The sequence below is a fragment of the Streptomyces sp. NPDC053432 genome (assembly GCF_055585365.1).
In genome coordinates, this window is the sequence record NZ_JBVJKF010000007.1 from 16,575 (window position 1) to 41,077 (window position 24,503).

General features: G+C 73.2%; 23 protein-coding genes. 9 read left to right on the forward strand and 14 right to left on the reverse strand.

The features are described from left to right. Positions 1 to 269: 269 nt before the first annotated feature. On the reverse strand, positions 270 to 2,504 hold the full coding sequence (locus ACZ6Y1_RS13860; RefSeq protein WP_469627548.1) for an acetate--CoA ligase family protein: 2,235 nt from the start codon (positions 2,502 to 2,504) through the stop codon (positions 270 to 272). Between the two features lie 281 nt (positions 2,505 to 2,785). Continuing rightward, positions 2,786 to 3,991 (reverse strand): flavin-containing monooxygenase, encoded by a 1,206-nt coding sequence (locus ACZ6Y1_RS13865; RefSeq protein WP_469627551.1) that lies wholly within the window; start codon positions 3,989 to 3,991, stop codon positions 2,786 to 2,788. 349 nt (positions 3,992 to 4,340) lie between these two features. Here ACZ6Y1_RS13865 and ACZ6Y1_RS13870 point away from each other — a divergent pair, with 349 nt between their 5' ends. Further along, positions 4,341 to 4,793 carry a DoxX family membrane protein gene (locus ACZ6Y1_RS13870; protein ID WP_469627554.1) on the forward strand — a complete coding sequence of 151 codons (453 nt, stop codon included), beginning with the start codon at positions 4,341 to 4,343 and terminating at the stop codon, positions 4,791 to 4,793. Next, entirely contained in the window at positions 4,748 to 5,206 is a 459-nt protein-coding gene (locus ACZ6Y1_RS13875; protein WP_469627558.1) for a Zn-ribbon domain-containing OB-fold protein, read from the forward strand. Before ACZ6Y1_RS13870 ends, ACZ6Y1_RS13875 begins: the two co-directional genes overlap by 46 nt. A 91-nt stretch (positions 5,207 to 5,297) precedes the next feature. Here ACZ6Y1_RS13875 and ACZ6Y1_RS13880 read toward each other — a convergent pair whose 3' ends face one another. From ACZ6Y1_RS13880 to ACZ6Y1_RS13890, 3 genes are all read right to left on the reverse strand, one after another. Next, positions 5,298 to 5,813 (reverse strand): hypothetical protein, encoded by a 516-nt coding sequence (locus tag ACZ6Y1_RS13880; RefSeq protein WP_469627560.1) that lies wholly within the window; start codon positions 5,811 to 5,813, stop codon positions 5,298 to 5,300. Between the two features lie 9 nt (positions 5,814 to 5,822). Beyond that, positions 5,823 to 6,569: a pyridoxine/pyridoxamine 5'-phosphate oxidase gene (locus tag ACZ6Y1_RS13885; RefSeq protein ID WP_469627562.1), complete on the reverse strand. Its 747-nt coding sequence runs from the start codon at positions 6,567 to 6,569 to the stop codon at positions 5,823 to 5,825. A gap of 1,551 nt (positions 6,570 to 8,120) precedes the next feature. After that, positions 8,121 to 9,326, reverse strand: coding sequence for an acetyl-CoA acetyltransferase (locus ACZ6Y1_RS13890; protein ID WP_469627564.1), 1,206 nt, complete (start codon positions 9,324 to 9,326; stop codon positions 8,121 to 8,123). Positions 9,327 to 9,555: 229 nt separating this feature from the next. On the opposite strand from ACZ6Y1_RS13890, the gene ACZ6Y1_RS13895 reads away from it, so the two are divergent. Further along, complete coding sequence (locus ACZ6Y1_RS13895) at positions 9,556 to 10,818, forward strand: acyl-CoA dehydrogenase family protein (RefSeq protein WP_469627567.1); 1,263 nt, start codon at positions 9,556 to 9,558, stop codon at positions 10,816 to 10,818. A 5-nt stretch (positions 10,819 to 10,823) separates the two neighbouring features. Then, on the forward strand, positions 10,824 to 11,297 hold the full coding sequence (locus ACZ6Y1_RS13900; RefSeq protein WP_469628276.1) for a nitroreductase family deazaflavin-dependent oxidoreductase: 474 nt from the start codon (positions 10,824 to 10,826) through the stop codon (positions 11,295 to 11,297). Between the two features lie 62 nt (positions 11,298 to 11,359). Here the strand turns inward: ACZ6Y1_RS13900 and ACZ6Y1_RS13905 are convergent, their stop codons facing one another. Continuing rightward, a complete protein-coding gene (locus ACZ6Y1_RS13905) occupies positions 11,360 to 12,007 on the reverse strand; it encodes a TetR family transcriptional regulator (RefSeq protein ID WP_469627570.1) in 648 nt (215 codons plus the stop codon). 352 nt (positions 12,008 to 12,359) lie between these two features. Here ACZ6Y1_RS13905 and ACZ6Y1_RS13910 point away from each other — a divergent pair, with 352 nt between their 5' ends. The 3 genes from ACZ6Y1_RS13910 (at position 12,360) to ACZ6Y1_RS13920 (ending at position 16,333) form a co-directional block, all read left to right on the forward strand. Next, positions 12,360 to 13,160: a VOC family protein gene (locus ACZ6Y1_RS13910; RefSeq protein ID WP_469627573.1), complete on the forward strand. Its 801-nt coding sequence runs from the start codon at positions 12,360 to 12,362 to the stop codon at positions 13,158 to 13,160. A gap of 180 nt (positions 13,161 to 13,340) precedes the next feature. Then, positions 13,341 to 15,782, forward strand: coding sequence for a protein serine/threonine kinase AfsK (gene afsK, locus ACZ6Y1_RS13915; protein ID WP_469627576.1), 2,442 nt, complete (start codon positions 13,341 to 13,343; stop codon positions 15,780 to 15,782). 56 nt (positions 15,783 to 15,838) lie between these two features. Further along, complete coding sequence (locus ACZ6Y1_RS13920; RefSeq protein WP_469627579.1) at positions 15,839 to 16,333, forward strand: peptidylprolyl isomerase; 495 nt, start codon at positions 15,839 to 15,841, stop codon at positions 16,331 to 16,333. Positions 16,334 to 16,429: 96 nt separating this feature from the next. On the opposite strand, the gene ACZ6Y1_RS13925 is transcribed toward ACZ6Y1_RS13920, so the two are convergent. Continuing rightward, entirely contained in the window at positions 16,430 to 17,281 is an 852-nt protein-coding gene (locus ACZ6Y1_RS13925) for a helix-turn-helix transcriptional regulator (protein ID WP_469627582.1), read from the reverse strand. A 183-nt stretch (positions 17,282 to 17,464) separates the two neighbouring features. On the opposite strand from ACZ6Y1_RS13925, the gene ACZ6Y1_RS13930 reads away from it, so the two are divergent. Then, entirely contained in the window at positions 17,465 to 18,256 is a 792-nt protein-coding gene (locus ACZ6Y1_RS13930; protein ID WP_469627585.1) for an alpha/beta fold hydrolase, read from the forward strand. Here ACZ6Y1_RS13930 and ACZ6Y1_RS13935 read toward each other — a convergent pair. The 4 genes from ACZ6Y1_RS13935 to ACZ6Y1_RS13950 are packed head-to-tail and all read right to left on the reverse strand — an operon-like array spanning position 18,246 to position 20,814. Then, on the reverse strand, positions 18,246 to 18,398 hold the full coding sequence (locus ACZ6Y1_RS13935) for a hypothetical protein (RefSeq protein WP_469627588.1): 153 nt from the start codon (positions 18,396 to 18,398) through the stop codon (positions 18,246 to 18,248). The genes ACZ6Y1_RS13930 and ACZ6Y1_RS13935 overlap by 11 nt on opposite strands. Before the next feature lie 7 nt (positions 18,399 to 18,405). Next, the gene (locus ACZ6Y1_RS13940) at positions 18,406 to 19,182 is read right to left on the reverse strand and encodes an enoyl-CoA hydratase/isomerase family protein (protein ID WP_469627591.1); all 777 of its coding nucleotides are present in this window, start codon (positions 19,180 to 19,182) and stop codon (positions 18,406 to 18,408) included. Continuing rightward, a complete protein-coding gene (locus tag ACZ6Y1_RS13945; RefSeq protein WP_469627595.1) occupies positions 19,179 to 19,655 on the reverse strand; it encodes a Zn-ribbon domain-containing OB-fold protein in 477 nt (158 codons plus the stop codon). The genes ACZ6Y1_RS13940 and ACZ6Y1_RS13945 overlap by 4 nt, the downstream gene beginning before the upstream one ends. 7 nt (positions 19,656 to 19,662) lie before the next feature. After that, entirely contained in the window at positions 19,663 to 20,814 is a 1,152-nt protein-coding gene (locus tag ACZ6Y1_RS13950; RefSeq protein WP_469627598.1) for a lipid-transfer protein, read from the reverse strand. A 237-nt stretch (positions 20,815 to 21,051) separates the two neighbouring features. Here ACZ6Y1_RS13950 and ACZ6Y1_RS13955 point away from each other — a divergent pair, with 237 nt between their 5' ends. Beyond that, positions 21,052 to 22,656, forward strand: coding sequence for a FadD3 family acyl-CoA ligase (locus tag ACZ6Y1_RS13955; protein ID WP_469628279.1), 1,605 nt, complete (start codon positions 21,052 to 21,054; stop codon positions 22,654 to 22,656). 1 nt (position 22,657) lies between these two features. On the opposite strand, the gene ACZ6Y1_RS13960 is transcribed toward ACZ6Y1_RS13955, so the two are convergent. From ACZ6Y1_RS13960 to ACZ6Y1_RS13970, 3 genes are all read right to left on the reverse strand, one after another. After that, positions 22,658 to 23,002, reverse strand: coding sequence for a Uma2 family endonuclease (locus ACZ6Y1_RS13960; RefSeq protein ID WP_469627601.1), 345 nt, complete (start codon positions 23,000 to 23,002; stop codon positions 22,658 to 22,660). Positions 23,003 to 23,030: 28 nt separating this feature from the next. Then, on the reverse strand, positions 23,031 to 23,798 hold the full coding sequence (locus ACZ6Y1_RS13965) for a class I SAM-dependent methyltransferase (RefSeq protein ID WP_469627604.1): 768 nt from the start codon (positions 23,796 to 23,798) through the stop codon (positions 23,031 to 23,033). Positions 23,799 to 24,211: 413 nt separating this feature from the next. Further along, a complete protein-coding gene (locus tag ACZ6Y1_RS13970; RefSeq protein ID WP_469627607.1) occupies positions 24,212 to 24,388 on the reverse strand; it encodes a hypothetical protein in 177 nt (58 codons plus the stop codon). Positions 24,389 to 24,503: the final 115 nt, after the last annotated feature.

The following is a 24,503-nucleotide window of genomic DNA, read 5'->3' on the forward strand; positions in this document are numbered from 1 at the left end:
GTGGCCCGGACCCGCGCCTCAAACGCCGGCGGGGCTGGGTGGCGGGCTTTGCCCGGACCCGCGCCTCAAACGCCGGCGGGGCTGGGTGGCGGGCTTTGCCCGGACCCGCGCCTCAAACGCCGGCGGGGCTGGGTGGCGGGCTTTGCTCGGGCCCGGGTCTCAAACGCCGGCGGGGCTCGGTGGCCGCGGCTCTGGCGTCGGCGGGGCTGAGGGAACCAGCCCCGCCGGCGAGTGAGGCGGGCACCCGTCGGGCGGGGCGGAGCGCAGCGTCAGCGGCAGATGGCCAACGCGTCCAGCGCCACCGCCCCCTGGCCGCGGGGGAGCACCATCAGGGGGTTGATGTCCAGCTCGGAGAGTTCGTCGCCCAGCTCCAGGGCCATCCGCTGGATGCGGAGGATGACCTCCACCAGCGCGTCCACATCCGCCGGCGGCGCCCCCCGGACCCCCTCCAGCAGCGCGTGCCCCCGCAGTTCGCCGAGCATCGCCCGCGCCTGGTCCTCCCCGAACGGCGGCACGCGGACCGCCGCGTCCTGGAGGACCTCGACGAGGACCCCGCCGAGCCCGACGGTGACGGTGGGGCCGAAGAGTTCGTCCTGGGTCACGCCCACGACCATCTCCACCCCCCGCTCCACCATCTGGCAGACGAGGATGCCGTCCAGCGGGACGTTCTCGTACCGCGCGATGTCCGTGAGCTCCCGGTACGCGTCGCGGATCTGGCTCGCCGAGGTCAGGCCGATCTTGACCAGGCCCAGTTCCGTCTTGTGCGCCAGCTGCGGCCCCGAGGCCTTCATGACCACCGGGTAGCCGACCAGGCCCGCCGCCCGGACCGCCGCGGCCGCACTCGTCACGAGCTGCTCGCGCGGGACCCGTATCCCGTACGCCCGGAGCAGCTGTTTCGCCGAGTGCTCGCTGAGCTGCTGGCCCGGGCGCATCAGGGCCTGTGCCTTGCGGTACGAGGGCGACGGCGTGCGGGGCGCGTCCTCGAAGGGGGAGCGGTACCCGGCGGTGAAGCGGTGGTGGCCGAGGTAGGCCCGTACGGCGGTGATGCAGTTGCCGAACGTACGGAAGGTGGCGACGCGGGAGGAGCCCAGGAGGGTGGTGCGGTAGGCGTCCTCGGTGCCGACGGGGGAACCCCAGATCACGCAGATCAGCTTGTCCGTGGCCTCGGCGGCGTCCACCAGGTCCTGGGCGAGCTTGTCGCTCATCGGGGGGAAGGGGCCGGTGATCGGGCAGATCAGGACGCCCACGGACGGATCGGCCAGGATCGCGTCGATGATCTTGCGGCCGCGCCAGTCGCCCACGGGGTGGCCGCCGTTGTCGACGGGGTTGGCGACGTTCAGGTACTCCGGGATCCACTGGTGGAGTTCGGCCTGTTTGGTCTCCGAGAGGGTGGGGAGGCTGAGGCCGGCCTCGGTGGCCAGGTCCGAGAAGTGGGCTCCGGTGCCGCCGGAGATGGAGTACACGACGACCCCCTCGGCCTTGGGCTTGCGGGCCCGGGCGAGGAGGGCGGCGGTGTCCTGGAGCTCGTCCAGGCCGTCCACCCGGATGACGCCGAACTGGCGCATGGCCGCGTCCACGACGGTGTCCGCGCCGGTCAGCTTCCCGGTGTGGGAGGCGGCCATGCGGGCGCCGGTCTCGGTGCGGCCGACCTTGACGGCGACGACGGGGACCCCGCGCCGCGCGGCCCGGTCGGCGGCGAGGAGGAAGGAGCGGCCGTCCTTGAGCCCCTCGACGTAGCAGGCGATGGCGCCCACCTCGGGCTGCTCGGCGAAGTAGGAGATGAAGTCGGCGGTCTCGAGGTCCGCCTCGTTGCCCGTCGGCGCCCAGTGGGAGAGGCGGATGCCGAGCTCCTGGAGGGTGTAAACGGGCCGGCCCTGGTGGCCGGACTGGGTGATCAGCGCGATGGCCGGTCCGTCCAGGTCCTCGCGGAACTCCTCGAAGGCGTTGAGGTTGGTGTTCGGGCCGAGGAGGCGCAGGCCCGAGCGCTCGACGGCGGCGGCGAGGCGGGCCTGGGCGGCCGCGCCCGCTTCACCGGTCTCGGCGAAGCCGGAGGCGAAGGCGACGGCGAACTTGACCTTCGTCTCGGCGAGTTCCTCGATCACGGGGAGGGGGTCGCCGACCAGCAGGACGGCGAGGTCCACCTGCTCGGGCAGGGCTGCCACGGAGGAGTGGCAGGGCAGTCCGAAGACGGTGGTGCGGGTGGGGTGCACGGGATGGATGCGGGCGCCCACACGCTGCGCCCACGCGATCAGCTGGCGGGTGATGCCGGTGTTCGGTTTGCCCTCGGCGTCGGAGGCGCCGACGACGGCCACGGACTCGGGCCGGAAGAACCGGTCCAGGTCGGGCACGTCGGCGTGCAGCGGCCTGCCGCTGACGTCCACCGCGACCGTGTCCTCGGCGGACGGCGCGGCCGTCGAGTGGACGGCCGTTCTGGGGGACTCCCCGCAGGCCTCGACACGTGCGCGGAAGTCGGTGGTGAGGGTGCCGTGAGTAGATCCAAGCATCGTTCCGCCCGCTCCTGCTCGATGAACATCGATGGAACCTCAAATAACTGACGCGTAGTCAGATTACTGAACTGACGTGCCGTCAGGAACAGGGCTGCGCAGGAAAGGTGGTGGAGGTGATGTGTGGAACGGTCGCAGACCGCTACGGGGAAGGTCCAGACCCCTTTTCGGTCTGCGTCCGGGCGGGTGGGGAGGGGAGAGGGAGGGGGGCGGGGAGGGCAGGGCAGGGCAGGGCAGGGCGGGGCGGGGCGGGGCGGGGCAGGGTGGGTGCGGGGGTCGCTCTAGTCGCCGACGTGCCGCCGCACCGCCTTCGCGATCCGCTCCGCGTCCAGGGCCATCTCCCGGAACATCCCGCTGATGGGGTTGGAGAAGCCCGTGAAATACAGGCCGGGCGCCTGCGCGGGGGTGCGGGCGCCGTGCACGAGGGGGCGTCCGCGCTCGTCCAGGACGCCGAGGTGCCCGACCAGGCCCTCCAGGGCGCGCCGGTACCCGGTGGCCGCGATCACCGCGTCCGGGCTGATCCGCGTACCGTCCGCGAGGACCACGCCGTCGCCGTCGAAGGAGTCGACCGCGGCCACCGGCTCGACCCGGCCGCCCCGGACCGCGTCGATCAGGCCGACGTCCTGCACGGGGATCGCCCCGTCCTTGACCCTGCTGTACAGGCCGGTGTCGGGGCGTGGGAGCCCGTACGCCGACAGGTCGGGGACGGACGCCTTGGCGACGAGCCGGCCCAGCCGGTCCACGAGCCGCACCGGCAGCCGTCGTACGAGGATCCCGGTGCGCTGGGCCGGCCAGCCGGCGGTGGAGCGGCGCACGATGTGCGGGGCGGTGCGCACGGCGAGCCGCACCCGCCCGGCGCCGCCCTCGACGAGGTCGACGGCTATTTCGGCGCCGGTGTTGCCCGCCCCGACGACCAGCACGTCCCGGCCCGCGTACGGCGCGGCGTTGCGGTAGGCCGCGGCGTGCAGCAGCTCCCCGGTGTACGTGTCCCGGCCCGGCCAGTCGGGCAGTGCGGGGGTGTGGTTGAAGCCGGTGGCGACGACCACGGCCGAGGCCGTCAGCACCCGGCCGCCGGTGGCGTGCAGGGTGAAGCCGTCCTCGCTGCCGTCGCCTTCGGCGCTGGCCTCGGCGTTGGCGCTGGCGTCGCCGTTGGCGCTGCCGTCGGCGGCGCGTTCGATGCGGGTCACCTCGACGCCGGTGACGATCTCCAGCTCGTGGAACTCGGCGTACTTCTCCAGGTACCGCACCACGTCGTCCCGGGAGACCCAGCGCCCGAACCGGCGCGGCATGGCCAGACCGGGGAGGGCGGAGAGCCGGCGTGTGGTGTGCAGGTGGAGCCGCTCGTAGTGGCGGCGCCACGAGGCGCCGACCTCGTCGGACTTCTCGACGACCACGGCGCGCACCCCGCGGGCCCGCAGCGCGGCGGCCGCGGCGAGCCCGCCGGGACCGCCCCCGATGACGTACACGGGGCGGGGCTGGGTGGTCATGTCGGGTGCTGTGGGGACTCCGGGCATGAGGTGTGAGCGTATCGCCACGCAGCGTTGATGGGTCGCGGACAGGGAGGGAATCGATTGCGGATCGGTTACGGGCCGTTTGGCGCGGCGACGCGCGCCGGCTGGGAGGGGCGGTGCGGGCGGTCCGGGCGGTGCGGGGCGGTCCGGGCGGTCCGGGCGGTCCGGGGCGGTCCGGGCGGTGCGGGGTGGTCCGGGCGGTGCGGGGTGGTCCGGTGCGTGCGGGGCGGTGCGGGGCGCCTCCCGCCCCGCCGGGCCCCTTGCGTGATCGCCTCCGATCCGCTGAACTGACGTACCGTCAGATCAATCGAGGGTGGGAGCTGCGATGCAGACCATCTGGCTCAGCGGTGCCGAATGGCTCGCCGTGCTGCGGATAGGCCTCGGCCTGTGGTGGCTGGAGAGCTGGCGGCACAAGGACAAGAAGGGCTGGTTCGAACGCGGCACCGGCATCGCCTGGGCCGCCGACGTCGCGGGCAAGCACCGCTGGGGCTTCGTGAAGGGCGGCTTCGAGAAGGTCGTCGCGCCGCGCCCGAAGCTGATGGCGTACGTCGTCGTCTACGCGGAGCTGGCCCTCGGACTCGGCCTCGTGTTCGGCTTCCTCACCCCGATCGCCTTGGTCGGCGGCCTGCTGCTCAACCTGCTCTACCTCGTGCTGATGATCCACGACTGGGCCGAGCAGGGGCAGAACACGATGATGGCGCTCATCTCGCTCGTCGCCCTCTTCGCCATGGCATGGCAGACCTGGTCCCTCGACTCGGCGATCGGACTCTTCCTGTGAACACCGTGCGCTACGACCTCCCCGAGGCGGACGACTTCACCCGGCCCTACTGGGACGCGGCCGCGGAAGGCCGCCTCCTGCTGCGGCGCTGCGCCGACTGCGGGCGGGCGCACCACTACCCGCGCGAGTTCTGCCCGTTCTGCTGGGCCGGCGAGGAGCGGGTCTCATGGGAGGCGGCGAGCGGCCGCGCGACCCTCTACACCTGGTCGGTGATCCACCGTAACGACCTCCCGCCCTTCGGCAGCCGCGTCCCGTACACGGCCGCTGTGGCCGACCTGGCGGAAGGCCCCCGGATGATGACCGAGGTGGTGGACTGCGAGGCGGCGGACCTCCGCATCGGGATGCCCCTGAACGTCGCCTTCCGCGAGGCGGCGGAGGGCCTCGCGGTCCCGGTGTTCCGCCCGTCGGCGTGACGGGTGCCGGGGGGCCGGTGGCCGGGTGGTCGGGTGACCGGGTGGTTGGGTGACCGGTGACCGGTGACCGGCTGACCGGGGCCCGCCGCACTCACTCCACGCCGAGGTCCTGGCGCATGGCCCGCCGCATGGCCTGGAGGTCCTCCCACACCTTCTCCTGGGCCCGGGCCGCGCTCTCCATCGTCTCGCCCGGCTCGGGCTCGCCGCGCTCAAGGCGCTTGACCTGCCCATAGAGCCGCGTCAGGGCGCTGTTGGCCTCCCTCGCCAGGGCGAGCACCTCGGCGGGGGCGATCATCTGCGCCTCGGAGTACCGGTCGCGCTGGGCGTCGCGGGCCTCGTCCAGAGCCCGGCGGTCGGCGTCCTCCACGGTGCGCTCCCGCATGATGTGCAGGTGCTTGTTGAGGGCGGTGGTCAACTGCCTGGCGTCGCGGTTGAGTTCCGTGTAACAGGTGCGCCGTAGCGTGAGCTGCTCGCGTACCTCCTCGTGGCCGCGCAGGAGCTCTATCTCCCGGCGCTTGACGCGCTCGGAGCCGCGCTGGGTGAGGATCGCGCCCCCCAAGGTCCCCGCCACGCCCACGACTGCGATGATCACCGAACCGAATTCCACCGAATCACCCTACGGCCACAGCAGTTCGCGCTCCCAGCCCCCCTCGGCCGTACGCCGGTACCGCAGCCGGACGTGCCTGCGCGCGGCCTCCCCCTGGAAGAATTCCACCTCCGCCGCGTCCAGTGCGTAACGCGTCCACGTCGGAGCCGGCGCGTCCGGCTCCGCCCCGGCGCGCTCCCAGGCGGCCTGGGCCACCCTCGCCAGCTCCTCCACCGACCCGAGCACCTCGCTCTGGTGCCCCGTGAGCGCGGCGGCGAGGGCCCCGCGCGAGCGCACCGCCAGGTCCGCCCGGCTCTCCTGAGGCCCGCACGGCGTCACCCGGCCCCGGATCCGCACCTGCCGCGCCACGGTCGGCCAGTAGAACCCGAGCGCCGCCTCGGGCTGCCCGGCCAGCTGCCGGCCCTTGGCGCTGGTGGCGTGCGAGGCGAAGTGCCAGCCCCGCGCGTCGGCGTCGTGCAGCATCAGCGTCCGTACGTCGGGCCGCCCGTCGGCGTCCACGGTGGCCAGGCTCATGGTGTGCGGCTCGGGCTGCCCCGCCTTGGCGGCCGCCACGAACCACTCCCGGAACAGCGGCAGCGGCTCGTCGGGTGCGGCGGAGGTGTCGAAGCCGGGGAGCGGGGAGTCCCACACGCGCAGGGAGTGCAGGGTCTCGCGGAACTCGTCGGCGCTCGTCGTCGCGCCGGCCCGGCCCGTCTCGCTGCTTTCTTCGCTGCCTTCTTCGCTGCTTTCGCTGCTTTCGCTGCTTTGGCTCGTCATGCGGCCAGGCTACGACGGGGGGTGGGGGCGGGCCGATACGGTGCCGGGATCCTGCTGCACCGCGGGGGCGGGGAAAAGGTGAGCCCGGACCGCAACACGGCGGTCGCGGTCGTCTGCAACGCGGAACCCCGGGCAGCCTGCCCGCGGCGGACCGGCTGATGGCGGTCTGGGCCGATTGACGGGGGCGGGGGGAGGACAGCTGACCGGAAGGGGACGGTGTCGGTGCCCCGGCCGGTCGGGAGCGAGGAAGGGTTGGGGATTTCCCGTCAGTCTCATCGTCCTTCCGCGTCGGGCCGCCCTGTCAAGGGCGCTCCTCCTTCGTCGTCGCGTCGCTGCGCGATCGCCTGCGGCGACCCTTGACAGACCGTCCCGCCACGGAAAAACGAAGACTGCCGGGAAACCCCCAAAAGAACGGGCCGGGCGGAAGAGCCCATAAACGGGCCGGCCAGAGATGCGCGAGGCGGTCGAGGTGGGCGCCCTCCCCCTCGGGCCGCCTGTCCGGGCCTCGGGCCCGGGCAGGCGGCCGAGACCCCTCCCCACCTCGGCCACAAGAGCCTGAGCGGGAGGAAGGGCGCGTCAAATCGCTACGCGCTCCTCATTTCTCAGCGCCTGCGGCCCGTCCGGGGCTGATCTCGCCCCAGATCGCTACGCGCTTCTCTTTGACGGCGTCCGACGACCGTCTGGGGTTGGACATAGGCCGCAAAAGGCCACTTCCTGCCCTCGATGACGGCGTCCGCGGGCGGTCTTGGGTGGAAAACGCCCCACACAGCGGCCATGCCGAGGTGTACTCGGGTCAGACACCCGAGTGCACGAAAAGACCCATCGAAATGCCCCAATTGAGGAGATATGGGAATGGGTTTGCGGTGACGCCTTCGCCCTGTGGGGGATACAGCTCGGCCAGGCCGAGGTTCCTCCCCGCTGACCCCTTCCCGGGCCCCTTTTGCCTCCTCTTTCGTCCCCCTCGTCCCCATCAGCCCCAGACGGGGGCCGGACGCCGTCGTCGAGAAGCGCGTAGCGATCATGGGCGGCCTATGTCCGGCCCAAGACGACCGTCGACGCCGTCAAAGCGAAGCGCGTAGCGATCTGGGGCGTGACCAGCCCCGGACGGGCTGCGGACGCCGAGACGAGAGGAGCGCGTAGCGATCCGGTGCGCCCTTCCCGCCGGTCAGGCTCTTGTGGCCGAGGTGGGGAGGGGTGCGGGCCGTCTGCCCGGCCCGCAGGGCGAACAGGCGGCCCGAGGGGCGGCGCCCCCCTGGACCACCTCGCGCATCGCTGGCCGGGCCGCTTATGGCCTGTTCCGCCCGGCCCGTTCTTTTGGGGGTTTCCCGGCAGTCTTCGTTTTTCCGTGGCGGGACGGCCTGTCAAGGGTCGCCGCAGGCGATCGCGAAGCGACGCGACCGCAGGGAGCGCCCTTGACAGGCCGGCCCGACGCGGAAGGACGATGAGACTGACGGGAAATCCCCAACCCTTCCTCGCTCCCGACCGGCCGGGGCGCCGACACCGTCCCGTTCCGGTCGGCTGTTCGCCTCCGGCCCGGTGGGGCCCCGTCCCTCACCCCCGCCCCAGTACCACCGTCCCCGACGAGCAGAACCAGCCGCCCGTGCCCGACGCGACCGCTGTTTCCGGGAGCTGGCCGCCGCGTTTTGTGACCTGGCCTTCGCCCGCCTCGCCGCGGAGCTGGCGGACGGCTTCTACCAGCAGGAAGAGGCCGCGCATGCCCGGGTGGCAGGCGGAGAGGCCGCCGCCGTCCGTGTTGACCGGGAGTTCCCCGTCCCGCAGCAGGCGGCCCTTCTCCACGAAGGCTCCGCCCTCTCCCTTGGCGCAGAAGCCGAGGTCCTCCAGGGTCACCAGCGTCATGTACGTGAAGGCGTCGTAGATCTCCGCGAGGTCCACGTCGGCCGGTGTCAGGCCCGCCCGCTCGAAGGCGAGCCGGCCGGAGACCGCTGCCGGGGAGACCGTGAAGTCCTCCCACTCCGACATCGTGGTGTGAGAGACGGAGGTGCCGGAGCCCAGGATCCAGACCGGGGTCTTGGCGGTGTCCGGTACGTAGTCCTCCGCGGCCAGCAGCACCGCGCAGCCGCCGTCCGACCGGATGCAGCAGTTCAGCTTGGTGAAGGGGTCCGCGATCATCTCCGAGGACAGGACCTCGTCGACGGTCAGGGGCTCGCGGAACATCGCGTCCGGGTTCGTGGCCGCGTTCGCCCGGGCCTGGACCGCCACCGCGGCGAGCTGCTCCAGTGTGGTCCCGTACTCGTGCATGTGGCGGCGGGCGGCCATGGCGTACTTGGAGATGAGCGTGTGGCCGTACGGGACCTCGAACTGCAGCGGTCCCCGCGCCCCGAAGGAGAGGTTCGAGGTCCGGCGGCGCGCCTTGATGTCGGCACGGGCCGTGGATCCGTAGACCAGCAGCACGGCGTTGGCGTGCCCGGCCGCGATCGCGTCCGCCGCGTGGGCCGCCATGACCTCCCAGGTGGAGCCGCCCACCGAGGTGGAGTCGACCCAGGTGGGCCGCAGGCCCAGGTACTCGGCGACCTCCACGGGGGCGAGCGTGCCGAGGCCGGCCGAGGCGAAGCCGTCGATGACGGAGCGGTCGAGCCCCGAGTCGGCCAGGGCGCGGCGGGCCGCCTGGGCGTGCAGGGCGTACGGGGTCGGGCCGTCCACCCGGCCGCAGTCCGAGAGGGCGACGCCGACGACGGCGACGCGGCGGCGGGGGCGCGGCTCGGGTCGGGATCCGGGTCCAGGTGTGAGTCCAGGCATGAGGGGAAGGTACATCTGACGTACTGTCAGTTTCTAGAGCGGCCACCGGTGCCGGTCGGCCACCGGTCCGGCCGGCCGCCGGTCCGGCGGCCAGCGGTTCGGGCCAACACCCGGCCCCGCCGCCCCCCCACCCCGCCCCGCCGGTTCAACCCGCCGCCCCCGCCCCCTGTGCATCCATCCCCGCCCGCCCTAATATGACGGCCCGTCAGATACGGGAGGGAGCCCGACGATGGATGCCGCCTTCACCGCGGAGCAGGACGAGATACGCCGTACCCTGCGCGAGATCCTGGGCAAACGCTGTGGCCCCGACGAGGTCAAGGCCGCCGTCCGCACCGCCGAGGGGTACGACCGCGAGCTGTGGCAGCAGCTCGCCCAGCAGCTCGGGCTGCCCGGCATCGCCGTCGCCGAGGAGTACGGCGGGGTGGGCTGCGTCCCCGCCGACCTGGCCCTGGCCTGCGAGGAGACCGGGCGGGCCCTGCTGCCCTCCCCGCTGCTGGCCACGGCCGCCCTGTGCGCGCCGCTGATCACCGCTCTCGGCACCGCGGCCCAGCGCTCCGCGCTGCTCCCGCCGCTGGCGGCCGGCACCCTCACCGCCGCCCTCGCCGTCCCCGGACCCGCTCTGGCCACCGCGCTCGCGCTGACCGGCGACAACGCCGCCGGGCCGTGGTCCGGCGGCGGCCGCGCCGGCGGGGTCCAGGCCCGTGTCGGCGCGGACGGCACCGGCTGGCGGCTCTACGGCGAGGTGCCGCAGGTGCTCGACGGGCACAGCGCGGGCCTGCTGCTGGTCGCCGCGCACACCGGCGGTTTCGCCCGCAGCCGTACGCTGCTCTTCCTCGTACGGCAGGACGCGCCCGGCCTCGTACGGTCGCGGCAGACCACCCTGGACGAGACCCGCCCGCAGGCCCGCATCCAACTGCGCGATGTGTCGGCCGAATTGCTCGGCGGCCTCGGCGGCCTCGGCGGCCTCGGCGGCCTCGGCGGCCTCGGCGACCCTGGCGAGCCCCCCGAGCCCGGCGAAGGGGGCGGCTCCGAGGTGCTCGCCGCCCTCGCCGCCGTCGGCCGTACCGCCTCCGCCGTGCTCGCCGCCGAGGCGGTCGGCGCGGCGGCGCAGGCGCTGGCCCGCACCGTGGACTACGTACAGCAGCGCGAGCAGTTCGGCCGGGCCGTCGGATCCTTCCAGGCGGTCAAGCACCGGCTCGCCGACCTCTACGTCCGCGTGCAGGCGGCCCGTTCGGCGGCCTACTACGCGGCATGGGACCCGGAGCAGGGCGCTCTCGCCCTCGCCCAGGCGCTGGAGACCCTGCGGGTGACCGCCGGCGAGGCCGTCCAGCTCCACGGCGGCATCGGCTTCACCTGGGAGCACGACGCGCACCTGTACTTCAAGCGGGCGGCGGCGGACGAGCTGCTGTTCGGCCCCGTCCACCGGCTGCGGGCGCACGCCGCGGACCGTGCGGGCCTGTTCACCCCCCAGCCACGGAAGGCGGCCGTCTGATGGCTATGGCTCTCGGCGTCAAGGTGATGCAGAAGGTCTCCTCGACCCTGCTCTTCGCCAAGATCGCACCGCACATCATCCCGGCGATGGACAAGGCCGTGCACAAGCTCACCCGGGGCAAGGTGATGCTCAGCGCCCAGATGCTGCCCGGCGTGATCCTCACCGCCAAGGGCGCCAGGACCGGCGAACCCCGCACGACCCCCCTCGCCTGCATGCCGGAGGCCGACGGGGCCGGCTGGCTGCTGATCGGGTCCAACTTCGGCCGGCCCGGTCACCCGGCGTGGACCGGGAACCTGCTCAAGCACCCGGACGCGGAGGTGAGCTGGCGCGGCCAGGACATCGCCGTACGGGCCCGGCTGCTGGAGGGGGAGGAGCGTGCGGCGGCGTGGCAGGCGGTGCTGAAGTTCTGGCCGCCGTACGCGACGTACCAGGCGCGCATCGAGCGCGAGATCCGGCTGTTCCGCCTGGAGCGTCGCTGATCGCAGGCGGCGGCACGGTCAGAGCGCGGCCGGGGCGGCGGACCCTCTCGCAGGGCCCGCCGTCACCTGGTCGGCTTCTTGCCGGTGATGCCGAGGTGGACCAGCAGGGCCAGGTTCGGCTTGAGCTCGGCCTGCTTGACCCCCCAGGTCTGGAAGCCCTTCTGGTGCGAGGCGACCGCGGCCAGCATCGCGACCAGTGAACCGGCCATCGCCGCCGGGCTCACGTCCTTGTCGACCTTGCCCTTGGCCTGGAGCTCCTTGACCGACTCCGTCAGGGAGTTGGTGACGGAGTTGAGGATCTTCATGCGGATCTTGTAGAAGCGCTTGTCGCCCTCGGCCGCGCCGAGGTCGACGACCCGCAGGATCGCGTCATTGCGCCGCCAGAAGTCCAGGAAGCCCTCGACGAGCTCCTCGGCCGCGGCCCATCCCGATTTGCCGACCCAGGTGCGGCCCTCGACCAGTGAGGTCAACTGGGCGCCTTCGGTGGCCATTTGCTCGGCGATCTCCAGGACGGCGCCTTCGACGTCCGGGAAGTACTGGTAGAAGGTCGCGGGCGAGGTACCGGCCTTGCGGGCGACGTCGATCACCTTGACGTCGCGGTACGGCGAGGAGCTGAGCATCTCGCTGAGGCAGTCGAGCAGCTTCTGCCGCGTCGCTTGGCCGCGCCGGCCGGCGACACGCCCGTCGACGGTGCGTACTTGTCCTGTCATGCCGTCAGCTTACCGAGGGGGGATCGGGGCGCTATTCGGCCGCCTGCAAATGGGGTTACGGGGTCCCTGGCCTGGCCGGAAAGCGGATTTGAGAGGCTTTGGCGGTGGATTCACGCCGGGGCCGGCGCCTCACCCGGCGCCTCACCCGGCGCCTCGGCCGCCCCCTCGGCCATCCCTCGGCCACCCCCTCGGCGCGCCTTACGGCGGGTCGCCCGGTTGCTCAGTGTTTCCCCCGAATAGTCTTATCAACAGGCTGTGGACAAGTTTTCGGGCAGATCATGGCCGTGGACAGTGGGACAGGTGGGAGAGGTGGGACGGTACGCACCCCCGCACAACGGAAGGAACCGGGCTCATGGCCGCATTCGCGGAAGGCGCACCCTGCTGGGTCGACGCCTCGCTGCCGGACGTCGAGGCGGGCAAGCGCTTCTACGGTGAGCTCTTCGGGTGGACTTTCGGGGACAGCGCGGGAGCCGAGTACGGCCACTACACCCAGGCCTACAGCCGCGGCCGCAACGTCGCCGCCCTCGCCCCCAAGCCCGACGGCCGGATGCCCACCGTGTGGGGGGTCTACCTCTACACCACCGACGCCTACGCCTGCGCCCAGCGCATCCGGGCCGCCGGCGGCCAGATGGTCATGGACCCGATGCCCGTGGGCCCGTACGGGACCGCCGCGATGGCCGCCGATCCCGGCGGGGCCGTCTTCGGGCTCTGGCAGCCCGGCACCCACCACGGCTTCGACGCCCAGAACGAGCCGTACACGTACTGCTGGAGCGAGGTCTACACGCGCGCCCGCGACGCCGTCGACGTCTTCTACGCCAAGGTCTTCGGCTACGTCCCGGAGGACCAGAACGACGAGGAGGCCGGCATCGAGTACCGCGTCTGGTCCCCGCCCGGCAAGGCGCCCGGCAGCGAGACCGCCGTGCTGGGCCGCAGCCTGATCACCGACGCCTTCCCGGACATCATGCCCGCGCACTTCCTCGCCTACTTCGCCGTCCCGGACTGCGACCAGTCCGTCGCCACCGTCCTGCGGCTCGGCGGCCGGGTCACCGCCGATCCCGTCGACACCCCGTACGGCCGCATCGCCGTCGTCGCCGACAATCAGGGAGCGGTCTTCGGGCTCCTCTCGGAACCCCGGACGCGACTGGGCCGGTGACGAGTGGGCCATCCCACCCCACCCGGCACGCCGTGCCGGGGCCGGACCCGGCGCGGGCCTGACAGAATCGGGGTTGCGCGACCCGGGCGGCGCCCGGAGTGAGACGCTGCACGGGGCACGGCCCCGTACCGGTGGAAGCGGGCCCGGAGCGTGGGTCCGTACGGGGATGTGAAGGGGCGAGTGGTGGAGCAGCTGACGCAGCACGACCCGAGACGGATCGGCCCCTTCGAGGTGCTGGGACGGCTCGGCGCCGGCGGCATGGGGCTGGTCTATCTCGCGCGGTCCGCGTCCGGACGGCGGGTCGCGATCAAGACGGTGCGCACCGAGCTCGCCGAGGACCAGCTCTTCCGCGTGCGGTTCACGCGCGAGGTCGAGGCGGCGCGCGCCGTGTCCGGCTTCTACACCGCGGCCGTGGTCGACGCCGACCCGCGCGCGGCGGTGCCGTGGCTGGCGACCGCGTACGTACCGGCGCCCTCGCTGGAGGAGATCGTCAACGAGTGCGGGCCCATGCCCGCCCAGGCCGTGCGGTGGCTCGCGGCCGGCATCGCCGAGGCGCTGCAGTCCATCCACGGGGCGGGCCTGGTGCACCGCGACCTGAAGCCGTCCAACGTGCTCGTCGTGGAGGACGGGCCGCGCGTGATCGACTTCGGTATCGCCAGCGGTGTCTCCAACACCCGCCTGACCATGACGAACGTCGCCGTCGGCACCCCCGCCTACATGTCGCCGGAGCAGGCGAAGGACTCGCGCAGCGTCAAGGGCGCCAGCGACGTCTTCTCGCTCGGCTCCACCCTCGTCTTCGCCGCCACCGGGCACCCGCCGTACCACGGGGCGAACCCGGTGGAGACGGTGTTCATGCTGCTGCGCGAGGGGCCGAACCTGGAGGGTCTGCCCGACGAGCTGCGGCCGCTGATCGACTCCTGCATGCAGATGGACGCCACGCAGCGGCCGACCCCCGCCGACCTGCAGGCGCAGCTCGCCCCGCACCTCTTCGAGGGCGACGACGAGAGCGGCACCGCGTCGGCGTGGCTGCCCGGCCGCGCGGTCGCGATGATCGAGGCCCGCCGGGCGGGGAACCGTACGGCTCCGACCACCTCCCTGAACCCGCCGCGCCCGGGCCCGGACCGCAGGCCCGGTGCGGACCCGCGGCCGGGTGGCGACCCGCGCCCCGTTGCGGGCGGCGGGCAGCGTTCCGACGACGCCACGCACCGGCGCCCGCGCGGGGCCGACTCGTGGGTGGACCCGCGCACCGGGCAGGCCCTGCCGCAGCGCCCGGACCGGCCGCCGATGAACCCGGTGTCCTCGGGCGAGCCCGTCCGTCTCGGCGGCTCCCCGGTGCCGATCGGGCCCGGGCCGCGGGCGACCGCCTCGGCCCCGTCCGCGCACGCCTCCGCGGCGGACGCCGCGACCGGCTGGGTCCGCCCGCCGGGCGGCTCGTCGGTGGCCGCGCCCTCGGGCGTCGTCGTACCGACCCCGAGCGCGGCCCCGGACAGCGGGCGCTGGCGGCCGTGGCGTTTCCGCATGTCGAACGAGGTGTGGGGCACCCCCACCGTCGCGGGCGACCTGCTCTACGTGACCTCCTTCGAGGTGCACGCCCTGGACGTGGCGAGCGGCCGCCGCCAGTTCAAGACCCGGGACGTGGCCTGGGCCATGGCCGTCGCCGACGGCCGTATCCACGCCTCCGACGGCCCCTCGCTCTACGCGCTCGACGCCACGGACGGCTCGGAGCGGTGGCGGCTGTCCACCGAGGCCTGGGCGTACGCCGTGCGCGCCGAGCGGGGCACGGTCGTCACCGCCACGCGCGGCGGAGGCGTACAGGCCTGGGAGGCCTCCAGCGGCCAGCAGCTGTGGCAGCTGAGCGGCGCCCAGACCGACTTCGAGACGCCGGAGGCGGCACCGGTCCTGCACGACGGCACCGTGTACGTGTGGCAGGACGCCCGGCTGCGCGCGCTGGACGCCCGCAGCGGCCGCGAGTCGTGGTCGTACCCCGTCGGCGACGCGGGCTCCTGCGGGAACGTCCCCGTGCGGGTCACGCCCGGCCCCGACGGCAACGTCTACGTGGCGGCCGGCACCCGCGTCCTGTCGATCGACCGGGCCTCGGGCCGGGTCCGCTGGCACTTCGAGGCGCCCGCGGTCTTCCTGGCGCCCCCGGCCTTCGCGCCGGGCGCGGCGGTCACGGGCGGCGGGGTGTACCTCGTCGACTACCTCGGCACGGTGTACGCCCTGGACGCGGTCACCGGGCAGGACCGCTGGCGCATCGCGACGGAGGCGCGCTCGTCGAGCGATCCGGTGGTGGTCGAGGCGGGCAACGTCCACCTGGGCGCGGGCAGCGCCCTGTACACGCTCGACGCGGTCACCGGCACCCCGAAGTGGCGGTTCGCGGCGGGCGGCGAGATCACCGGCATGCCGGCGGTCGCGGACGGCCGGGTGCACTTCGGTTCCGCCGACCACTGCCTGTACACCCTGGACGCGGCGGGCGGCCAGCTGCGCTGGAAGCTGGCCACGGGGGGCGAGATCACCGGCGCCCCGGTGGCCGAGGCGGGCGTGGTCTACGCGTGCAGCAAGGACCGCTGCGTGTACGCCCTGGACGCCGCGAAGGGGACGGGTACGCGTACGTCCGCATGACGGGCTTCCGGCCCCGCCGGGTAGCGCACGGCACCGGGAGTGACAGGATGGACCCCATGAGCAACGTTTACTTCGACATCAGCATCGACGGCGCCCCCGCCGGCCGTATCGTCTTCAACCTCTTCGACGAGGTCGTCCCGAAGACGGCCCGCAACTTCCGCGAGCTGGCCACCGGCCAGAACGGCTACGGCTACGCGGGCTCCGGCTTCCACCGCGTCATCCCGCAGTTCATGCTGCAGGGCGGTGACTTCACCAACCACAACGGCACCGGCGGCAAGTCCATCTACGGCGAGAAGTTCGAGGACGAGAACTTCCAGCTGAAGCACGACCGCAAGTACCTGCTGTCGATGGCGAACGCCGGCCGCAACACCAACGGCTCGCAGTTCTTCATCACCACCGTCCTGACCCCGTGGCTGGACGGCAAGCACGTCGTCTTCGGCGAGGTCGTCGAGGGCACGGAGATCGTGGACCGGATCGAGAAGCTGGGCTCCCCCTCCGGCCGCACCAGCGCCAAGATCGAGATCGCGGCCTCGGGCGTCGTCGAGGCCTGATCCACCCCGCCTGCCCGGCCGGTCGGCCCCGCCCCCTCACCGGGGGCCGGGGCCGCCGCCGTTTCCGGGGCCCGCGGACGGGGCCGCCGCGTGGGCTCAGCCCGCAGGGGTGAACTGGCCGGTGCCGACCACCTTGAGCAGGGCCAGGCGCTCGGCCGTGTCGCTGCCGACCGGCGGGGTGTACAGGACCACGCGCTGGTCGCCCTCCGGGGCGAGCAGGACCTGGCAGTCCAGCTCGACCGGGCCGATCAGCGGGTGCAGGACCCGCATGCGCGAGGCCCGGCGCACGGAGACCTCGTGCCGCTCCCACAGGGCGGTGAACTCCTCGCCGGTCCCCTTCAGCCGCTCCACCAGCCGCGCCGCCGCCGGGTCGCCCGCGCGCCGGCCCACGGCCGCCCGCAGGTCGGCCACGTGCAGCCGGCTGTAGTACTCGTGCTCCTCCGGGGGGTACGCGGCGCGCTGGGCCGGGTCGGCGAACCAGCGCCAGGCCACGTTGCGGCCGTGCTCGGACACCGTGCACACGCCGCCCAGCAGGGCCTCGGCCATCGGGTTCTGGGCCAGGACGTCGCCGAGGTCGCCGAGCACCTGCACGGGCGTACCGGGCAGCTGGTCCATCAGGTGCAGCAGACCCGGGCCGACGTGGTCGCCCGAGGTCCGGGCGGCGGGCGGGCGGCGTCCGGCGAGCAGGTGGAGGTGGTCGCGTTCGTCGTCGGACAGGCGCAGGGCCCGCGCCAGCGCGGCGAGCATCTCGGGCGAGGGCTGCGGGCCGCGGGCCTGTTCGAGACGGATGTAGTAGTCGGCCGACATGCCCGCCAGCTGGGCGACCTCCTCGCGGCGCAGGCCCGGCGTGCGCCGACGGGGGCCGACCGGCAGGCCGGCGTCCTGGGGCCGCACCCGCTCGCGGGAGCGGCGCAGGAAGTCGGCGAGTGCCTCACGGTCGATCTTCATACGGTCATCCTGCCGGACGGTCAGGTGCCCAGCCAGGGACTGCCGATCCCAGGGTAAGGAGGGCTCTCCCGGCCCCTTCCGGGCGGCGGCACTGTGGGCCGGGCCGGAGCGAGAACGCCCCGGACCACCCGGAGCGAGAACGCCCCGGACGACACAGTCGCAGCAGCGGATCGGGAGCACACCATGGCCATCGTCGACGTCAACGGCGCGCAGGTGCACTACGAGAAGACCGGCTCGGGCCCCGCCCTGGTCCTCATCCACGGCACCGGCTCGGCCGGTGCGGCCCTCAACTGGGGCCAGACCGCGCCCCGGTTCGCCCCGCACCACACCGTCATCACCCCCGACCTGTCCGGCACCGACGCGACCGTGGACGACGGCGCCCCGCTCACCGCCGAAGGCCTCGCCGCGCAGGTCATCGCCGTCATCGAGGACGCGCTGGACCCGGCGGACGGGCCGGTGGACCTGCTGGGCTTCTCGATGGGCTCCACCGTCGCCGCGACCGTCGCCGCCCTGCGCCCCGACCTGGTGCGGAAGCTGATCCTGGTCGCGGGCTGGGCCCACACCGACAGCGACGAGTACCTGCGCAGCCTCTTCACCCTCTGGCAGGACCTCGGCACCACCGACCCCGCCTCCTTCGGCCGCGCCGTCGCGATGACCGGCTTCAGCCGCGGCTTCCTGAACGCCATCGGCCGCGAGGCGTTCGAGGCCCTCATTCCCAACATGCCGCCCACCCCGGGCACCCTGCGCCACGTCGACTACGACCTGCGGGTGGACATCCGGCCGCTGCTGCCCCGCATAGGGGCCCCCACCCTGGTGATCGGCGGCACCCAGGACATCACGGTCCCGGTCGAGCACAGCCGCGCCCTGCACGAGGCGATCGCGAACAGCTCGTACGCCGAGATCGACGCGGGCCACGTCATGCTCTTCGAGCAGGAGGACACCTTCGTCAAGCTCGTGGGCGACTTCATCGCGTGAGCCACGGGAGCGGCCGTCTCGCCACGCCCGAGACCGACACCGGCAGCCCCACCCCGGCCGACGGCGTCGGCTCCGGCACCTCCAGGTCCACGCCGAAGTCGACGCCCAGGTCCACCCCGAAGCCGGCCAGGTCCGCCGCCAAGCACTGATCAGCGCAGCCGGAACTCCGTCCCCGGCCGTCGCGAGGCGAAGAGTTCCGCCTGCCGTTCCGGTGTCAGGTTGCCCAGCTTGATCAGGGCCGGGGCATGGGCGAGGGCCTGCTGGAGGGCGGCCTGTTTCGCCGACCACAGCGCCCGTACGGTGCCCTGCACCGCCTCCGTGGGGTATCCGGCCAGGGTTTCCGCCGCGCGCAGCGCCGCCGGGAGGAGTTCCGCCGGTCCGGCCAGTTCCGAGACGAGCCCGATCTCGTACGCGCGCCGGGCCGAGAGCCGTTCGGCCGTGCCCATGAGGGACATCCGGGCCGCCTCGCCGAAGGGCATGCGCTGCGCCATGTACACGGCCTCGTACGCGCTGACCATCCCGTAGGCGGTGTGCGGGTCGAAGAAGCTCGCCGTGGAGGACGCGATGAGGAACTCCGACTCGCCCAGCAGGTAGAACGCCCCTCCGCAGGCCATGCCGTTGACGGCGGCGACCACCGGCTTCCACAGGTCGCCCGCCTTCGGCCCGATCCCGGCGAGCGGATCGTCGACCGAGTACGGGGACCCCGGCTGCGGCACCTCGGCGCCCCGGTCGATGCCCGTGCAGAAGGCGGCCGTCCCCGCGCCCGTCAGCACGACCGCCCGGACGTCCTCGGCGAAGCGGAACTCGCGCCACACCTCGGTCAGTTCGGCGGCCGTCTCCAGGTCGATCGCGTTGTGCCTGCGCTCCCGGTCCAGGGTGACGACCGCTACCCCGGTCGCCTTGTCCCGCTCCACCCTCAGCGTCAAGACTTCTCCAGGATCCAGCGCGGCACGGCCATCCCGCCGACGCTCGTGAAGGTCGCCTGGACCCGCGCCCCGATGCGCAGCCTGGCCGGGTCCACGGAGTCGAGCGGGGCGTCGGCGGAGGTCACCAGGTTCCCGGCGAGCCGGATGCGGGGGGCGTCGGCGAGCTCCACGAGGATCACGTTGTACGGGGCCTGCGCCGCGTACGCGGGCAGCAGCGGCGGGTGCGGCAGCACGTAGGACCAGATCCGGCCCCGGCCGCTCATCAGCCGCCACTCGCTGTCGAAGGACCGGCAGTGCGGGCAGCAGGGGCGGGGCGGGAAGCGGAGTTCACCGCAGGCCGTGCAGGCCTGGACACGGAGTTCGCCCCGGGCGGCGTACTCCCAGAAGGGCGCGCCGTCCTCGTCGGGGACGGGGAGCAGCAGGCCCTCCGCCGAGGGGGGTGTGGGGGCGTGCGTGGGTACGGATGCGGTCATGGCCGGCTCAGCTCCTCAGCAGGATCGCGGACGTCGGGACACCCTCGCCCGCCGTCACCAGGCAGGTCGCGGCGTCCGGCACCTGGGCGGTGGAGATGCCGCGCAGCTGCTTGACGCCCTCGTTGATCAGGTTGAAGCCGTGGACGTAGGCCTCGGACAGCCCGCCGCCGCCGGTGTTGATGGGGAGGCGGCCGCCGATCTCCAGGGCCCCGCCCTCGGTGAAGGCGGCGCCCTCGCCGCGCCCGCAGAAGCCGTAGCCCTCCAGGGAGAGCGGGATCAGCGGGGTGAAGGCGTCGTAGATCTGGGCGACGTCCACGTCCTGGGGGCCGAAGTCGGCCTGCTTCCACAGGTGGCGGGCGGCCGTCCAGGCGGGGCCGCTCAGCGGGTCCTCGTTCCAGTAGTTGACCATGCCGTGGTGCTGCGAGGGCAGGCCCTGGGCGGCGGAGTGCACGTAGACGGGCTTCTGCCGGCAGTCCCGGGCGCGTTCGGCGGAGACGATCACGCAGGCGAGCGCGCCGTCGGTCTCCAGGCAGTTGTCGAACAGGCAGAGCGGGTCGCTGATCATGCGGGAGGTCATGTACATCTCGCGCGTCAGCGGGCGCTCGTACATCATCGCGGCCGGGTTCTCGTTGGCCCGGTTGCGGCAGGCCATGGCCACGTTGAAGAGGTGGTCGCGGGTGGCGCCGTACTCGTGCATGTAGCGGCGGGCCAGCATGCCGATCTCGTCGGCCGGGCGCAGCAGCCCGAAGGGGCGGGTCCACTGGCCGGGGGTGGGCAGCTGGACGGCGGTGTTCTTCCAGGGGCGGGGGCCCGAGCCGCGCTTGCGGGAGCGCCAGGCGACGCCGACGGTGGCCTGGCCGGTGGCGACGGCCGCGGCGAGGTGTCCGACGGTGGCGCAGGAACCGCCGCCGCCGTAGCCGATCTTGGAGAAGAAGGTGACGTCGCCGGCGCCGATGGCCTTGGCGACCTCGACCTCGTCGGTCTCCTCCATGGTGTACGAGGAGAAGGCGTCGACCTCGGACGGGTCGATCCCGGCGTCGTCGAGGGCCGCCAGGATGGCCCGGCAGGCCAGTTCCTTCTCGGACTGCGGCAGTCGTCTGGCAAAGGGCGTCTGGCCGATGCCGACTATCGCCGTAGCGTCCTTGAGCGTTGCCGCCATCGCCACCTCCGTGGGTTTGGGGTGCACCGGTACTGCTGACAGCCGCGAAGGCTACAGCTAATCTGACGGATAGTCAGCTACTGGGTTCGTGGAGGGGTGGCACGGATGGGCGACGAGGGGCGCGAAGGCGGGCGCGGAGACCGGCGCGAGGCCGTGCGCGCGGACGTACGCGAGGCCGTGCGCGAGGACATACGCGGCGACCTGCGCGAGGACGTACGCGGCGACCTGCGCGAGGACGTGCGCGCGGACCTGCGCTGGGGCAGCATCGGCGGGCTCGTCCGGGCGGCAGCCGTACGGTACGCCGGCCGCGAGGCCGTCGTCGACGGCCGCGTCAGGATCGACTACGCGCAGCTCGGCGAGCGCGTCGAGCGCGCCGCGGCCGCCTGTATGGCCGCCGGGGTCGAACCGGGCGACCGCGTCGCCGTCTGGGCCCCCAACACCCTCGACTGGATCGTCTCCGCACTCGGCGCCGTCTCGGCCGGTGCCGTGCTCGTCCCCCTCAACACCCGCTTCAAGGGCGCGGAAGCGGCGTACGTCCTGCAGCGCAGCCGCGCGAAGCTGCTGTTCGTCACCGGGACCTTCCTCGGCACCTCGTACGTCGCCTCGCTGCGCCGCGCCGCCGCCGAGGGCCCCGGGGGCGGCCCGCTGCCCGGGCTGCCGCACCTGGAGCAGGCCGTCGTCCTGGCCGAGGACGCGCCCGAGTCCTTCCGCACCTGGAAGGACTTCCTCGCCGGCGGGGACTCCGTCCCGGCCGCCGCGGTCCGTGAACGCGCGGAATCGATCCGCCCCGAAGCACCCTCCGACATCATCTTCACCTCCGGCACCACCGGCAGCCCCAAGGGCGCCGTCATCACCCACGGCCAGTCCCTGCGCTGCTACGACGTGTGGAGCGAGCTCGCCGGACTGCGCGAGGGCGACCGCTACCTGATCGTGAACCCCTTCTTCCACACCTTCGGCTACAAGGCCGGGATCATCGCCTGCCTGATGCGCGGCGCCACGATGGTCCCGCAGCCCGTCTTCAACGTGGACACCGTCCTCGCCAACGTCGCCGCCGAACGGATCTCCGTGCTCCCCGGGCCGCCCACCCTCCACCAGTCCCTCCTGGACCACCCCCAGCGCGACCACCACGACCTGTCGGCCCTGCGCCTGGTCGTCACCGGCGCGGCCGTGGTCCCGCTCCAGCTCGTCGAGCGGCTCCGCAGCGAACTGCACATCGCCACCGTCCTGACCGCCTACGGGCTCTCCGAGGCCAGCGGCATCGTCACGATGTGCCGGCAGGGTGATCCGGCGCAGGTCATCGCGGAGACCTCGGGGCGGGCCATCCCCGACACCGAGGTGCTGATCGCGGACCCCGACGGGCGTCCGCGTCCGCAGGCCGCCGGCCGGGTCGGCGAGATCCTGGTACGCGGGTACAACGTCATGCAGGGGTACTTCGAGGACCCCGAGGAGACCGCGAAGGCGATCGACGCCGAGGGCTGGCTGCACACCGGCGACGTCGGGTTCACCGACGAGCACGGCAACCTGCGCATCACCGACCGGATCAAGGACATGTTCATCGTCGGCGGTTTCAACGCCTACCCCGCCGAGATCGAGCAGCTCATAGGCCTGCACCCGGACATCGCCGACGTCGCCGTCGTCGGGATCCCCGACCCGCGCCTCGGCGAGGTCGGCAAGGCGTACGCCGTGCGCCGCCCCGGATCCACCCTCACCGCCGACGACCTGATCGCCTGGTCCCGGCGGGAGATGGCCAACTACAAGGTGCCGCGCGCGGTCGAGTTCGTCAGCGAGCTGCCGCGCAACGCGAGCGGCAAGGTCCTCAAGCGGGAGCTGCGCACCCGCTGAGTCAGGGGGTGAGTGCGCCCAGGTCGATGTCCACCGGGAACGGGACCGACACCTTGAGCCGATCGCGAAGGATCCCGGTGGGGACGTACGTCCGGGTGACGGTGTCCAGCTCGTAGACGTGCACGACGGGCTCGTCCTCTTCGTCCTCGACCCGCCAGAAGTGGGGGATCCCGGCCTGGGCGTACTTGAAGGGCTTGATGGACCGGTCGCGGTCCGCCGACTCCTCGGACACCACTTCGATCACCAAGGCGACCTCGTTCGGGGCCTGGGGCCAGTTGTCGAGGTCGTCCGCCTCCCAGCCGCTCGGGCGGGGCGGGAGCATCCATTCGGGGAGCTCGGCTGCCATGGTTTCCTCCAGGGGGTCCTGGGCCAGCCTATTCAGCCGTGACCTTCGATACCGGCGTTCGGCCCTGCCCCTCCCCGCGCCGGGCCAGGACCAGCCGCCAGTGCGGGGCGCCGCCCGGCTGCCGCCCGAAGTGCTCCAGCGGCACGGTCTCCACCGTGAAGCCGGCCGCCCGCAGGTCCTCCCGGACCCCGCTCAGCGGGAAGGTCCGGTAGTACATGACGAAGGGCGGCCGCCACACCGCGTTGCGCACCCGCATCGCCGCGTCGAACCCCGCCACCGCCCACCACAGCGGCGAGGAGGGCGGGATCGGCGCGCCGACCGGGAAGGCGAAGACCCCGCCGGGCCGCAGCGCCCGGTGCACCCCGGAGAAGAGGGCGGGCCGCTCGGCCGGCAGGAAGTGCCCGAAGGCGCCGAAGCTCACGGCCAGGTCGTACGAGTCCCGGAGCGCGGGCGGCAGCGCCAGGGCGTCGGCCCGTACGAAGTCCACGCGCTCGTCCGCGTGCGCCCGGGAGGCTTCGGCGAGCATGCCCGTGCTGATGTCCACCCCGGTCACCCGCCCCCGGCACAGCCGCCGCAGCATCCCGATCGCGGCGCCCGTGCCGCAGCAGACGTCCAGCCCGGCGCCGAAGGAGCCCTCCCGCTGGGCGAGGGTCTCCTCCACCGCGTCCAGCATCCGGTCCGGGGTGCGGAAGGGCGTGTGGTCGAACTTCGGTGCGAGCAGGTCGTAGCCCCGCTCGACCGAGGTGAGGGCCTGCGCGGCGAGTTCGCGGACGCTCGGCCCGTGGGAGGAGAACACCGTCCCCAGGGTAGTGACCAGGTGCCCCTCGGCGGGGATTGCGGGACCTTCGGCCTTACCCGGACCGGGTGCGGGCCGGAGTTCCGTGAACGGAACAACTCAGGGCCGGCGCCCCGGCGCCCCTCGGCGGCCCGCGCCGGCTCGCCGCTCCGGCGGCCGGCTCCGGGATCGCGAAGCCCTCCGCCTGCCGGATCCTCGACAGCGGGCTGCCCTTCCGGACCGGCTCGATCCCGAGCCGGAGGACGTACGGGCCCGGGGCTGCGCCGTGGACGACGGGGGCAGACATGAAAAAACGCGGCGACCGCGGTGGCTCCCCCTCCGGGCCACCGCGGCCGCCGTTCCCCCGTTCCCCCGTACCCCTGGGTCCCCGGTACCCCCGTACCCCCCGCGGGTCCCCTGGTCCGGCGCCGCCGTTACGGCAGGGTGCCGGTCGCGTGGTTGTCGAGCGTCACGATTTCCTCGTCGGCCGGGGCGGTGGTGAGCGGTTCACCCGTGGCGTGGTTGTCGAGCGGCTTGATCTCGATGCCCGTGGCGTGGTTGTCCAGCGGCTTGATGTCGCCGTCGCCCGGAAGGATGTTCTCGTTCGTCATCACGCACTCCTGATGGTGGGTCCGGACCCGTTCGGCGATTCCCCCGCGGACCGCCGAACGGGTTGTCCAGCCGACCCGCGTGCCCCCCGACGCGACGAGTCGATGCACCTACGAT

Excerpts from the sequence above, each read along its gene's own strand:
- ACZ6Y1_RS13860 (WP_469627548.1), bottom strand. The coding sequence starts at position 2,504 with ATGCTTGGATCTACTCACGGCACCCTCACCACCGACTTCCGCGCACGT.
- ACZ6Y1_RS13865 (WP_469627551.1), bottom strand. The coding sequence starts at position 3,991 with ATGACCACCCAGCCCCGCCCCGTGTACGTCATCGGGGGCGGTCCCGGC.
- ACZ6Y1_RS13870 (WP_469627554.1), top strand. The coding sequence starts at position 4,341 with ATGCAGACCATCTGGCTCAGCGGTGCCGAATGGCTCGCCGTGCTGCGG.
- ACZ6Y1_RS13875 (WP_469627558.1), top strand. The coding sequence starts at position 4,748 with ATGGCAGACCTGGTCCCTCGACTCGGCGATCGGACTCTTCCTGTGAAC.
- ACZ6Y1_RS13885 (WP_469627562.1), bottom strand. The coding sequence starts at position 6,569 with ATGACGAGCCAAAGCAGCGAAAGCAGCGAAAGCAGCGAAGAAGGCAGC.
- ACZ6Y1_RS13890 (WP_469627564.1), bottom strand. The coding sequence starts at position 9,326 with ATGCCTGGACTCACACCTGGACCCGGATCCCGACCCGAGCCGCGCCCC.
- ACZ6Y1_RS13895 (WP_469627567.1), top strand. The coding sequence starts at position 9,556 with ATGGATGCCGCCTTCACCGCGGAGCAGGACGAGATACGCCGTACCCTG.
- ACZ6Y1_RS13900 (WP_469628276.1), top strand. The coding sequence starts at position 10,824 with ATGGCTCTCGGCGTCAAGGTGATGCAGAAGGTCTCCTCGACCCTGCTC.
- ACZ6Y1_RS13905 (WP_469627570.1), bottom strand. The coding sequence starts at position 12,007 with ATGACAGGACAAGTACGCACCGTCGACGGGCGTGTCGCCGGCCGGCGC.
- ACZ6Y1_RS13910 (WP_469627573.1), top strand. The coding sequence starts at position 12,360 with ATGGCCGCATTCGCGGAAGGCGCACCCTGCTGGGTCGACGCCTCGCTG.
- ACZ6Y1_RS13920 (WP_469627579.1), top strand. The coding sequence starts at position 15,839 with ATGAGCAACGTTTACTTCGACATCAGCATCGACGGCGCCCCCGCCGGC.
- ACZ6Y1_RS13925 (WP_469627582.1), bottom strand. The coding sequence starts at position 17,281 with ATGAAGATCGACCGTGAGGCACTCGCCGACTTCCTGCGCCGCTCCCGC.
- ACZ6Y1_RS13930 (WP_469627585.1), top strand. The coding sequence starts at position 17,465 with ATGGCCATCGTCGACGTCAACGGCGCGCAGGTGCACTACGAGAAGACC.
- ACZ6Y1_RS13945 (WP_469627595.1), bottom strand. The coding sequence starts at position 19,655 with ATGACCGCATCCGTACCCACGCACGCCCCCACACCCCCCTCGGCGGAG.
- ACZ6Y1_RS13950 (WP_469627598.1), bottom strand. The coding sequence starts at position 20,814 with ATGGCGGCAACGCTCAAGGACGCTACGGCGATAGTCGGCATCGGCCAG.
- ACZ6Y1_RS13960 (WP_469627601.1), bottom strand. The coding sequence starts at position 23,002 with ATGGCAGCCGAGCTCCCCGAATGGATGCTCCCGCCCCGCCCGAGCGGC.
- ACZ6Y1_RS13970 (WP_469627607.1), bottom strand. The coding sequence starts at position 24,388 with ATGACGAACGAGAACATCCTTCCGGGCGACGGCGACATCAAGCCGCTG.